The 12,277-nt window shown below is 61.9% G+C and carries 11 protein-coding genes; 5 read left to right on the forward strand and 6 right to left on the reverse strand.

Going from position 1 to position 12,277, the window contains the following annotated elements; genetic code table 11:
• Nucleotides 1-57: 57 nt before the first annotated feature.
• Nucleotides 58-738, reverse strand: coding sequence for a phytanoyl-CoA dioxygenase family protein (locus PspR32_RS14405; protein ID WP_026001358.1), 681 nt, complete (start codon nt 736-738; stop codon nt 58-60).
• A 304-nt stretch (nt 739-1,042) separates the two neighbouring features.
• Here PspR32_RS14405 and PspR32_RS14410 point away from each other — a divergent pair, with 304 nt between their 5' ends.
• A complete protein-coding gene (locus tag PspR32_RS14410) occupies nt 1,043-1,984 on the forward strand; it encodes a chromate resistance protein ChrB domain-containing protein (protein WP_081492804.1) in 942 nt (313 codons plus the stop codon).
• Entirely contained in the window at nt 1,977-3,341 is a 1,365-nt protein-coding gene (chrA, locus tag PspR32_RS14415; protein WP_010223558.1) for a chromate efflux transporter, read from the forward strand. The genes PspR32_RS14410 and chrA overlap by 8 nt, the downstream gene beginning before the upstream one ends.
• A 93-nt stretch (nt 3,342-3,434) precedes the next feature.
• On the opposite strand, the gene PspR32_RS14420 is transcribed toward chrA, so the two are convergent.
• The 4 genes from PspR32_RS14420 to PspR32_RS14435 all read right to left on the reverse strand — a co-directional run bounded on the left by PspR32_RS14420 (nt 3,435) and on the right by PspR32_RS14435 (nt 8,367).
• Nucleotides 3,435-4,079 carry a tetratricopeptide repeat protein gene (locus tag PspR32_RS14420; RefSeq protein ID WP_036995114.1) on the reverse strand — a complete coding sequence of 215 codons (645 nt, stop codon included), beginning with the start codon at nt 4,077-4,079 and terminating at the stop codon, nt 3,435-3,437.
• Nucleotides 4,080-4,260: 181 nt separating this feature from the next.
• The gene (locus PspR32_RS14425; RefSeq protein ID WP_010223560.1) at nt 4,261-5,601 is read right to left on the reverse strand and encodes an MFS transporter; all 1,341 of its coding nucleotides are present in this window, start codon (nt 5,599-5,601) and stop codon (nt 4,261-4,263) included.
• A 43-nt stretch (nt 5,602-5,644) separates the two neighbouring features.
• The gene (locus tag PspR32_RS14430) at nt 5,645-7,186 is read right to left on the reverse strand and encodes a class I adenylate-forming enzyme family protein (RefSeq protein ID WP_036995117.1); all 1,542 of its coding nucleotides are present in this window, start codon (nt 7,184-7,186) and stop codon (nt 5,645-5,647) included.
• Between the two features lie 2 nt (nt 7,187-7,188).
• A complete protein-coding gene (locus tag PspR32_RS14435; RefSeq protein WP_010223562.1) occupies nt 7,189-8,367 on the reverse strand; it encodes an acetyl-CoA acetyltransferase in 1,179 nt (392 codons plus the stop codon).
• Between the two features lie 127 nt (nt 8,368-8,494).
• Between PspR32_RS14435 and PspR32_RS14440 the strand changes: the two genes are divergently transcribed.
• The 3 genes from PspR32_RS14440 (at nt 8,495) to PspR32_RS14450 (ending at nt 11,100) form a co-directional block, all read left to right on the forward strand.
• A complete protein-coding gene (locus PspR32_RS14440) occupies nt 8,495-9,067 on the forward strand; it encodes a LuxR C-terminal-related transcriptional regulator (protein ID WP_036995119.1) in 573 nt (190 codons plus the stop codon).
• Between the two features lie 55 nt (nt 9,068-9,122).
• On the forward strand, nt 9,123-10,511 hold the full coding sequence (locus tag PspR32_RS14445) for a hypothetical protein (protein ID WP_036995121.1): 1,389 nt from the start codon (nt 9,123-9,125) through the stop codon (nt 10,509-10,511).
• Between the two features lie 181 nt (nt 10,512-10,692).
• Nucleotides 10,693-11,100 (forward strand): c-type cytochrome, encoded by a 408-nt coding sequence (locus PspR32_RS14450; RefSeq protein ID WP_174242330.1) that lies wholly within the window; start codon nt 10,693-10,695, stop codon nt 11,098-11,100.
• Nucleotides 11,101-11,303: 203 nt separating this feature from the next.
• On the opposite strand, the gene PspR32_RS14455 is transcribed toward PspR32_RS14450, so the two are convergent.
• On the reverse strand, nt 11,304-12,203 hold the full coding sequence (locus PspR32_RS14455) for a proline iminopeptidase-family hydrolase (protein ID WP_010223566.1): 900 nt from the start codon (nt 12,201-12,203) through the stop codon (nt 11,304-11,306).
• Nucleotides 12,204-12,277: the final 74 nt, after the last annotated feature.

Below are 12,277 nucleotides of genomic sequence, written 5' to 3' on the forward strand. Positions count from 1 at the left end.
CGCATCGGGCCGTCTGCGTTGCCAGGGATAACTGGCTTTTGCGTCAGGTAGGTCAGGTTATATAGCCCCAAAGGCAAAGTCCGAGGGATCGAACCGATCGGTCGTGTCCATCCGAACACTTCGCAGGCTCACTGTTTCCAGGTGTGACGCGTACAGAAGCTCAGAAAAGTAGCTAATCAGGAGGGAGCGACGGCGTGCGCCGATTGAGTTCAGACTGCCCGCATGCACCAAATCGACATCAAACACCAGGATGTCGCCAGCGGAGCCTGAAAGCTGCACAGACCGGGACTCGTCACTGAAGTCGAATGGCGGCTCTCCCTGCCCAGGGCGATGGCTGCCGGGGACGATACGTGTCGCGCCGTTCTCGGGACCATAATCGTCGAAATAAGCCAGCGCGCTCACTATGTCGCCTGGCCGTTGGGCCGACAAGTCGCGGTGCAGCTGCTGATGACCGTCACCTGCAAGGGGTTCGCGCCCCTCCACCTGCGAGAGGAAGAACCGTTCTCCGATCAACTCACCAACCGCCGCCAGCACCCGCGGCAGGCGACACACAGCCTGAACCGTCGAGTCTGTGTCCAACAGCGAATGGCGCCAGCCCATGCCACGCGGCACTGGCCATTGGCCCGATGGCTTCACCCCCGCATCGAACACTGCACGAAGGTCACCCAGCCACTCGTCCGGGATTGCTCGACGGAGCAGCACATAGCCATCTCGATGAAGTTGTTCGCGGTCAGTCATAGCGTCCTCAATGCCCTTACCACCCATGCGTCTTGCAGAACGGCCCTGGACTGGACTAAAGCATTGGGCAATAGTCAGCCAATGATCAAGCGTAGCGTTTACGAGCCCAGTGAGCGGAGCGGATTCACCGTTGCAAGAGCACATGCAGCTGATTGGCTGATGAACGCGGATGAACTGCTGCGCTCGCACGGCGCATACACCACGTTTTTTCCCGCCCGTCCTGGTTATCCCGGCAGGATGAGATTGACTTCGGCCTGATCGAGTTTAATGTAGAGCACATGACATTAATTGTTGAGAGATCTACATGGTCGGTTGGTCGCTATTGATTCTTGGTCTACCGACAGCGAATGCGACCGAGCGAATGCGTGCCTGGAGGACCCTGAAGTCTTCAGGCGCGACGGTTTTGCGCGACGGTGTCTATCTGCTCCCCGAGTTCAGCGTGAGCAAAGATGCATTCGAGACGGTTGAGCGAGACGTACTTAGCCTCAATGGCACGGCATACTTGCTGACGTTTTCGGCGCCGGAAGAACGCTTCAGTGCGCTGTTCGACCGAAGCGATGACTACACCAAGCTGCTGGAAGACATTGCTGGCTGCCGAGCAGCGCTGACTCAGGACAATGCACTTCAAGTAGCGCGGCAGGTGAGAAAGCTCAGGAAGGCCTATGGCCAGTTGACGACCATCGATTTTTTCCCTGGCGCACCCAAAGCCCAGGCCGACTCAGCGCTTCAAGACCTGGAGACGGCAATCAGTCGAGCGCTGTCTGCCGACGAGCCGACAGCCTATGAACAGCCGATCATCGTTCTTGATCGCAGCGCGTTTCAAGGGCGTAAATGGGCGACCCGAAAGCGCCCGTGGGTAGACCGGCTTGCCTGCGCCTGGTTGATCCGCCGCTTTATCGATACGGACGCCAAAATCATCTGGCTGGATAGCCCGAAGGACTGTCCTGGCGATGCGCTCGGCTTCGATTTCGATGGGGCGCAGTTCAGCCACACCGGCCAGCGAGTCTCCTTCGAGACCCTCATTGCCAGCTTTGCCCTTGAAGTATCGGGGCTATCGCGACTTGCCGCCGTCGTTCACTACCTGGACGTGGGGGGGAGCCAGCCCGTTGAAGCCCCAGGGATTGAGCGTGTCCTCACCGGATTGCGGGAAAGTATTCTCGATGACGATCAACTGACCCAGGTTGCCGGGGGCATCTTTGATGGCCTCCTGGCGGCTTTCGCAAGCGAGGATGTTGCCAATGGTTGATACAACCTCTGCAATTAGCGATCAGCCGCATGCTGCTCCGCCGCCTGTCGGCTTGTTTGAAGCATTGCTGTTCTGGCTCAAACTTGGCTTCATCAGCTTTGGCGGCCCGGCAGGTCAGATTTCGATCATGCACCAGGAGCTGGTCGAGCGTCGGCGCTGGATCAGTGAAAAGCGGTTTCTACACGCGCTGAACTATTGCATGCTGCTGCCCGGCCCGGAGGCCCAGCAGCTTGCGACTTACATCGGTTGGTTGATGCACCGCTCCTGGGGCGCAGTGATTGCCGGGGCGCTGTTCGTGCTGCCGTCGCTTTTTATCCTGATCGGATTGTCCTGGGTCTATGTGGCCTTTGGCGAGGTGCCGGTGGTGGCCGGGATCTTCTACGGTATCAAGCCTGCGGTGACGGCGATTGTGGTTCACGCCGCTCACCGGATCGGCTCTCGGGCCCTGAAGAACGCTTGGCTTTGGGCGATTGCCGCAGCCTCCTTCGTGGCCATTTTTGCGCTTAACGTGCCGTTCCCGGTGATCGTGCTGGTTGCCGGTATCACTGGTTATATCGGTGGCCGCTTTGCCGCGGACAAGTTCGTCATTGGCGGCGGGCATGGTGCTGCGAAAGCCAATTACGGCCCCGCCCTGATCGATGACGACACGCCAACGCCCGAGCACGCGCGCTTTCGCTGGGCGCATCTACTGCGCCTGGCGCTGATTGGTGCCGGGTTGTGGCTACTGCCAATGGGGGCATTGATAGGGTCGTTTGGCTGGGACAGCACCCTGACCCAGATGGGCTGGTTTTTCACCAAAGCCGCTTTGCTGACATTCGGCGGCGCCTACGCGGTGTTGCCTTACGTCTACCAGGGTGCCGTTGGTCATTACGGCTGGCTGACGCCTACCCAGATGATTGACGGGCTCGCGTTGGGCGAAACCACTCCTGGGCCACTCATCATGGTGGTGGCATTTGTGGGGTTTGTCGGCGGGTATCTCAATCCAATGTTTGGTGCCGATCAGCCTTTCCTTGCCGGCGCAATCGCAGCCAGCCTCGTCACCTGGTTTACGTTCCTGCCGTCTTTCCTTTTCATCCTGGCTGGCGGACCGTTGGTGGAGTCGACTCATAACGAGCTGAAGTTCACCGCCCCGCTCACCGGCATCACCGCCGCAGTGGTAGGCGTAATCCTCAACCTGGCGCTGTTCTTCGGTTATCACGTGCTTTGGCCAAACGGCTTCAACGGCACGTTTGATTGGCCATCCGCGCTGATCGCGGTCGGTGCCGCCGTCGCCTTGTTTCGCTTCAAACGGGGAGTCATTCAAGTGCTGTTAGCCTGCGCGCTGGTTGGTATGACAGTGCATTTGCTACAGCGGTGAGGTGGAATAGATATGAACGTCCGCTTTGTCCCTCCCACAACGTGGCCGGCAACGCTACCGGCCGGCGGCGGCCAGACCTGGATACGCAGAAACTCACCCGTGCACCAGGTAAGCCCCTGACGGAACCCGATACCGCAGTTTCTTGCATTTGCCGGGTGCGGGCTGATGCCCCGGCGGGCGATCAGGAAACCAGATTCGGCATTTACCCGGAGGCGGCAAATGGCTGCGGGGAATTACAACTGCATCGTACCCAGGCTGCGTGGATTGTTCGGCAACGCCCAGTGCTGCCTCGCTGCGCCTTTGCGCCTGCTCTTGCGGCCTCTTCTGTGCTGCGACCAGGTCCGCCTTGACGCTGGGCGGGATACCCGAAGACCGGGCCTGCTGCGCCGCCTGGATCAATTGGAAGTTGCGGTTGCGTAACTCGACGTTGCGACCAACCCGCATGTTCGAGCGCACCGCCAAGGTTTCAGCCTGCTGGTACTGCCCCTGCTGAAGACGCAAGACACCAAGGTAATGCAGCGTCGCGGGATTGTTCGGCTGGATATGCAGGGCTCGCTCCAGCGTGGCAGCGGCTTGGTCCAACTGGCCATTTTCATATTGCCGCGAGGCGGTTTCGATGAGGGTGGTTGATGCGCTGTTACTGTGCGCTGGCGCTCTGCGCTCAGCCGCAACCGAACCAAGCGACGCGACGGCGCAGAACACCAGGATCAGACCCGGGAGAAAACTCTTGGTTGGCATCAGGGGGCGGACTCGACTGATCTCGGACGGCACTGGCGTAAACAGACCACAGTGCTGCTCGGCATTGCCGATACAGGGCTCCCATTGACCTGGCCAGTACCCTGAAGTTCCCGCTGCAGCCGCCACCGTAACTTCGATTGTGACAGGCGGCGCCAGCCAACGCTGGCGCCGACCGACGCGCTCAAGGCTGCAGATTCACCAACCCTGGCACCGCCGCGCTACCCTCGTGCCGAACGTCATGGCCACACGCAACGAAATCCTCCTTGCGCAGCACCACCAGTGCCAGCAACGACGCGACCCCGGTCGCCACGTAGAAGTACCAGGGCGCGGTGATGTCGCCGGTGAGCTTGATCAGCCAGGTGGAAATCAGCGGCGCACTGCCGCCAAACACCGCCACCGGGATGTTGTAGGCCACGGCGATGCCGGTGGAGCGGATGCGCGTTGGCAGCAGCTCGCTCATCAGCGCGTAGGTCGAGGACGCGTACAGCCCGAACAGGATCGCCACGGCCATCAACGGCCAGAACAAGGTGGCCGGGGTGGCGCCGGGCGCGGCCTTGAAGAACCAGTACATGGCCAGGGTCGCCAGGGTGCCGATCACCATCAGGAACGGCTTGCGCCCGTAACGATCGGTGAAGGCGCCGCCGAAGGGCATGACCACCGCCGCCGAAAGGCTGGCGACGAACACGTAGAGCAAGGTGGTACCGCTGTCGAACTTGAGGGTGTTGGACATGTAGGTCGAGGCGAAGGTCAGCACCAGGTAGAAGATCGAGCTGTGCAGGGTGATGATGAAGAACACCAGGGCAATCGAGCGCTTCCACTGCCAGACCTCGCGCAGCGGCGCCTTCGAGGTCTGCCCGGCCTCTACCAGGGCGAGGAACTCCGGGCTGTCCTCAAGCTTCAGGCGGATGTACAGCGAGATGAAGCCCAGCGGCCCAGCGATCAGGAACGGGATCCGCCAGCCCCAGTCCTGCATCAGGTCGGCGCCCAGGGCCCAGGTCATACCGTTGGCCACGGCGCCGCCCAGGAGCAGGCCGAGCACGGCGGTGACCATCAGCCAGCAGGTGGCGAACCCCCGGCGCCCGGGGCCGGCATATTCGGAAATGAAGCTGGTGATGGTGCCGATTTCGCCACCGGCGGAGAAGCCCTGCACACAGCGGATCAGCACCAGCATCACCGGCGCGGCAATGCCGATGCTGGCGTAGGTTGGCAACAGGCCCAGCAGGCAGGTGGAGCCGGCCATCATCACCAGCACGGTGATCAGGGTCTTGCGTCGGCCGATCTTGTCGGCCAGAGGGCCGAAGAACAGGCCGCCCAGGGGCCGGATGAAGAAGCTCAAGGCAAAGGCCGCAAAGCTTGCCAGCAGGCTGCTGGTGGGGTCGTCAGAGACGAAGAAGGCCTTGCCGATGTACAAGGCCAGGAAACCGTAGACGCCATAGTCGTACCACTCGATCAAGTGGCCGGAAGTGGCGCCGATGAAGGCCCGGCGCCGCTGGCGCTGGGAGTTGAAAGATGACACACCCATCGTGGGGACTCCTGTCGTAGTGCTATCCATGAAATGCAGTGTTTCAGAGGTTGCTCAAAGGCCCCGTGGGGTCTTGCAGCCACTGACGCAAGCGGGTCTTGAGAATTTTGCCATAGCTGTTCTTCGGCAGCTCGGCGCAAAACAGGTATTTCTTCGGTTTTTTGAACGAGGCCATGCGCGCCAGGAACCAATCGTTGAGCGCCTGTGCATCGAGGCTGTGGGGCGTGCGCAGGACCACGAAGGCCACCACCGACTCGCCCCAATGGGCATCGGCCTCCCCCACCACGCACACTTCGAACACCTCGGGGTGCTGGATCAGCACTTCCTCGACTTCCCGCGGGTAGATGTTGCTGCCACCGGAGATGATCACATCCTTGCTGCGATCGGTAAGGGTCAGGTAGCCCTGTTCATTGAGGAACCCTATGTCGCCGGTACGCAGCCAGCCATCCACCAGGGCCTCCTGGGTGGCTTGCGGGTTGTCCCAGTACCCCTGCATCACCGCCGCCCCGCGCACGGCGATTTCCCCGGGTTCGCCGGGGGCCAGGGGCAGGCCTTGCGCATCCACCACGCGCACCTCGACGCAGGCGTGGGCACGCCCGACCGAGGCGGCAATGACCGGCCAGTCGGCATGCCCGCGGTCGGCGATGGCCTCCCGCGACAGCGCGCTGATGGTCATCGGGCATTCGCCCTGGCCGTAAATCTGCACCAGGCGCGGGCCAAAGGTGTCCAGGGCCTCGGCGAGGTCGGCCAGGTACATGGGCGCCCCGCCGTAGACGATGGTCTTGATCCCTTCGCCGCAATAGCCCTGCTGCCGGGCCTGGCCGACCATGCGCTTGACCATGGTCGGCGCGGCAAACAGGCTGACCTGGCCCAGCGCCTGCGCCAGCTCGAACAACTCCGCCGCCTGGAACCCCCGGGACGCCGGCACCACGTGCCGGGCGCCGCAGCGCACATGGATGAAGTTGTACAGGCCGGCGCCGTGAGACATCGGCGCGGCATAGACCACCGCGTCTTCTGCGGCCACCGGATCGACGTCCAGCGGATAGCACAAGGACATGGCGATCAGGTTGCCATGGGACAGCATCACCCCCTTGGAACGCCCGGTGGTGCCGGAGGTGTAGAACAGCCAGGCCAGGTCGCTGTCCTCCCGCGGGTGCGGCGCCAGCAGTTCATCGCCCGGCAGCTGGCCTGGATCGGCCAGCCCGGGCGCGGCCAGCTCACGGCAGCCAGCCGGCAGCGACGCGCGGTCAAAGACCTCGCCCTCATCGGTATAGACCAACCGGGCCCCGGCATTGCCGGCTATCCAGGCCGCTTCCCGTGCGTGCAGCTTGCTGTTGATCGGAACCGCCACCGCCCCGCTCCACCAGATGGCATACAGCAATTCGAGATAGCCGCAGCTGTTCTTCATCAGCAACGCCACCCGGTCACCAGGCACGATGCCGTACTCATGGCGCAGTTGCAGGGCGCGTGCCCGGGCCTGGGCGGCGAACGCCTGGTAGTCGGCAACCTCGCGGCACCCCTCGAACAGCGCCGCCCGCCGCGGCCAGCGCTGGGCCGCAGCGTGCAGCCAATGGGCGATGTTCATCCTCAGACCTTGACCGCTTGCAGGACGCTGGCGTAGTTGGCCACCGCCATGCCGCCCATGTTGAACAGCAAGCCGAACTCGGCACCGGGCACCCCCAGGCCGATGGGTTTACCGACCAGTTGGGCAAAGCCCAGGGCATGCATCGATACCCCGGTGGCCCCCACCGGATGCCCCTTGGCCTTGAGCCCGCCGGAGAGGTTCACCGGCAGGCGGCCGCCCTGGCGTACGATGCCCGCGTCCAGCACCCGGTGGCCCTCGCCCTTGGGCGCCAGGCCCATGGCTTCGTAGATCAGCAGTTCGGCGATGGTGAAGCAGTCGTGGACCTCGGCGAAACTCAAGTCGCCGAGGGTCACCCCGGCCTCGCGCAGGGCCCCTTGGATAGCCCGTTGCGGCCCTTCGAAGGCCAGCATGTCGCGGCGCGACAAGGGCAGGAAGTCGTTCACCTGGACCATGGCGCGGATCGCCACCTGGCGCCGCATCGAACGGGCGCGCCGCGGCGAGGCGAGGATGATCGCCGCCGCGCCGTCACTGATCAGCGAGCAGTCGGTCAGGCGCAGTGGTGGAGCGATCAGCGGGTTGCCCTGGGAAACATTGTTACAGTGTTCGAAGTCCATCACCCGGTGCATCTGCGCCAGGGGGTTGGCCATGGCATTGGCGTGATTCTTCACCGCGATCGCGGCCATCGAGGCCAAGGGGCTGTGGTAGCGCTCGGCGTACTGCTGCGCCACCTGGCCAAACAGCTGGGCGAAGCTCAGGCCGGCTTCCTGGAGGGCATTCTGGTAGCCGGCGCCGGCCAGGGCCCGGGTGACTTCGACGGTGCTGTTGCCGGTCATTTTCTCCGCGCCGACCACCAGTACCAGTTCGGCGGCACCGCTGCGAATCGCGTTGATCCCGGCCTGGATCGCCGCTGAGCCTGAGGCGCAAGCGTTCTCGCAGCGCGTGGCGGGCTTGAAGCGCAGTTGCGGGTCGGCCTGGAGCATCAGCGAAGCGGGGAAACCATCGGCCACCAGGCCGGCGTTGAAGTGCCCGAGAAACAGCGCGTCGATTTCTGCTGCGTCGATCGCCGCGTCCGCCAGGGCTTCGCGGGTAACCTGGACGATCAGGTCCTCGAGGTTCAGGCCGTCCAGGCGACCGAAAGGGCTGTGGGCGGCAGCGACGATGGATACGGAATCGTGAGTCATGGTGATTTTCTTCTGTCCTTGAAGCGCGTATTCCATACAATGATTCAGCGCCCGAATCACACGCTAGTTGGGGCAACTACTTACGCCAGTAAGTAGTACCCGAGATAAACCCGAGGCAGGATGCCTGATGACCGTACACGACCCGCGATTCCAGGACCTCGAGCGCCTGGCCTTCCAGGTTTCCCCCGCGCCGCAGATGATCACCGGCCATCGGCGGATGCTCGACTGCAACCAGGCGTTCGTCCGCCTGTTCGGCTACGAGCGCGAGCATTTGCAGGGCCACCTGACCCTGCTGCTGTACCCCTCCCAGGCCGACTACCAGAGCATCGGCGAGCGCAGCGAGCACTGGCTGCGCAACGGCCCCGGCGCCTTCTACTCCGACGAGCGCTTCATGCAGCATCGCAACGGCGAGGTGTTCTGGGCCCGGGCCCACGGGTTTTCCCTGACGGTGGAAGACCCGTTCAAACTGATGGTCTGGCATTTCGAGCGCCTGGATCGCCAGCCGGCGCCGACCATCCAGCTGACTCCGCGCGAACGGGAGATTTCGCTGCATATCGTCAATGGCCTGACCTGCAAGGAAGTGGCGCGCAAGCTGGGCATTTCCCACCGCACCGTGGAAGTCCACCGCGCCCGGCTGATGAAGAAACTTCAGGCCAAGAACAGCGCAGAGCTGGTGTCGAAAATTATCTTCATCAGTTGAGCACCAGTGCAGGTCAGGTAAAATCGCGCTTTTTTTTGACCAAGAGCTTTTTTGCATGGATGCCCGTTTCTCGCTTTCATTAGCCCTGCCGCTCGCCCTCGCCGCCTGCAGCACCCCGCCCAAGCCGCAACCACCGGCCAAGCACCCTGGCCTTGAAGTGTTCGAACGAGTGATCAACGAATCGGCCGCGCCCGATTCGATCATCCGTCAAGGCGACCAGATCACCTACATGATCGCGCCCTCCGCGAGCAACCCCTGGGTCACCCGCTTTGACGCCTCCTGCAGCCAGCCCAGCGGCAGCATGTTCTATCCCACCAAACGGGGCATGCAGGCGTTTTCTGACAACGACGATTCCAGCAACCTTCCGCAACCACAGTTGCAGGTGCTGCAGCGCAGCGAACAACTCAAAAATGCCTGCGCCTATCGCGCCGTGCCTGACTGGCGAGCGCTGGACACCGCGCCAGTTCAAGACTGGCTGGTGTTGGACCGTAACAGCGCGATTCACGAGGATGGCGTACTCAAGATCTGGACGAGCATTCAACTTGCCAACTATCAAGCAGTCAAAGGGTACGGCCAGATTGCACAACTGCATGAGCGCCTGGCCATCGACTGCAAGCAGCGCACTTTCAAGCCGTTGAGCGACTTCAAGGTGGACGACAATGGCCGGGTGTACAACGGCAAGGTCAATCTGGACACCCCAATGATGCCGCAGGCACAGGCCGACAGCGGACAACAACGCCTGATCGAAGCTGCCTGCCAGCCCGCTGCCACCTGGGCCCAGATGGCGATGCCCCCTGTGCGCACGCCACTGCCGCCGCAGCTCGATACACCCAAGACGGCGCCAGCCGTGCTGGCGGCGATCAATACCCTGCAACTGCCCGAACCGCGCTTGACGCTACAGGCTTTGCACTATCGCTACGACGCCTTGGTGCTCAACGGCATGAAGATCACCGGCGTGCAGCGCAAGGACATCTTCAGCCGTGACCCGCAGAGCGGCCAGCTGCTGCTGCAGCCAGTGGATTCGGTGCTGGGCACCAAGCTGCTGCTGACGTTCCGCGGCCTGATCGAGCTGGCCAACCGCTCGTTCGACCGCAACAACGGCAACCAGGTAGAAGACTCCTTGCACGTCATCGGCTTGAGCTTCACAGGCGACTGGCAACGCCTGCCGGAACACAGCGAAGTGGCCTATGACCTGGTCCAGGCCACCACCACGGGGCCTTTCACCACTACCGTCACCTGCAAGGTCGGCGCCGCGCTGCCAGCCAGTCAGATAAACCCCGCCTTGCAAGGCATGGCCAAGCCGCTGAGCTGTTCCAAGCACAAAACGGCTACTTCTGAATGGGCCGAGAGCTACCACTACCTCGAAGACTACGGGGTGTTTGTGCAGGCGGTGCAGAATAGCCCGTTGGGGCGCTGGACATGGCGAGTGGAGTCGGTTCTCTAAGACGGCTGTCATACCGTTAGCTGCCCTTTCAACCGAGCGTGTGCCATTGGCCGCCATGGGTCGGTTTCCACCCTTGTCGCGCAGGCATATTTCGTAAAGACCCTAATGAACACTCTGGGTTCAAATGTTATCGAGCGCATTGAGCGTTGCATTGGTAACGCTGGGTTTGCCCTCGATGCGGATGCTACTCATACAACACGGACAAATAAAAATTAAAATACCATTCCTTGCTTTACTCGGGGTGTTTTCACTCATTCAAACATCACCCGCCCTCGCGGATAATACCAATGGGAAACGTCTCTATTTACAGAGATGTGCCGTGTGTCACGGAGCAGATATCAAGGGGACAGGGCCATTGGCCAATAAAAGCAATCCGCCAACCCCTGACCTTACAACATCGGCTTTCAAGAGGCGGCTGAGTGATTACCCGGGTGTTATTGTATCTTCCATAATACTTCGCCCCAATGGAAACTTAATTCCAAAGACGTTGCAGGAGAACGGTGTAAAGATACCGCCGCACGCCTGGAGTGTTAAGGACCTGCGCGATCTACATCAATACATGAGTGGTGTGATTTCAAAAACACGATGATCTTGAGATGAGCAGCAGGTGCACGTCATGTACCGGGTTCGTGGCTTGCCCGCGGGGGGCTGAGCCCGAGGCTCGAAGGTGCAGCGATTGCCTGCATGGGAAGGTAGATTGGCGACGCAGGATTTTCTTCAACCTACACATGGAAAATCCTGCCTACACCAATCCTAAGGTAGTGATCGCCGGAATGAGGGCCGCTGCGAACGCTACAGGCTCTCGTCGAGGAACTTGACCACGGTACCCATGCAGGCCACCCGCTCCTCCACATGGGGCATGTGGCTGGAGTTCTCGAACAATGCCCAGCGGATGCCCGGGATCAGGTCCAAGTACGGCTTGACCACCAGCGGCGTGGCTTCGTCATGGCGTCCTGATATCAGCAGGCTCGGCACGTTGATCTGCGGCAGGCGGTCGACGATGGTCCAGTCCTTGGTGCTGCCAATGATGTGGAACTCGTTGGGTCCGGTCATGGCGTGGTACACGGTCGGGTCGGCATCGACCTGGGCGAAGGTGCGGGCCACCTCATCCGGCCAGGGGTTCAGGCGGCACACGTGACGGTCGTAGAACACCCGGGTGGCGGCGATGTAGTCGGCGGCGGTGTAGTCGCCCACAGCTTCATGGCGCAACAGTGTGGCCTGAACATCTTCGGGCAGCCTCTCGCGCAGGCGGTTGGCTTCCCTGACCCAGGTGCGCATGTCTGCCGGCGAGTTGGCGATCACCAGGCAACGCAGGCCCGCCGGGCGCTGCACCGCGTGCTCGCTGGCCAGCATACCACCCCAGGACTGGCCCAGCAGGGCGTAGCGGTCGCTGATGCCCAGGTGCTCGAGCAGGTTGTCGAGCTCTTCCATGAACAGTTTCACCGTCCAGAACGACGACGGCATCTGCGGCAGGTGGGTCGAACGGCCGTTGCCCAGCTGGTCATAGTGGATGACCGGATAGCCACCGGCCGCGACATCCTTGTAGGCATCGACATAATCGTAGGTGCAGCCCGGCCCGCCATGCAGGATGACCAGCGGAGTGCGACCACAATCCAGGTCACCCGTGACGCGGTACCAGGTCTGATAGTCGCCGAACGGGGCAAAACCTTCATGCGATTTGATGAGTTCCATTTCATCCGGCTCCGTGCGAATCGTGGAGCACACAATAGCCCTACGCACGACGAGGCATAACTAGAGAGTTCTCT

The sequence above is a fragment of the Pseudomonas sp. R32 genome, from assembly GCF_009866705.1.
In the GTDB taxonomy this organism is placed as follows: Bacteria; Pseudomonadota; Gammaproteobacteria; order Pseudomonadales; family Pseudomonadaceae; genus Aquipseudomonas; species Aquipseudomonas donghuensis.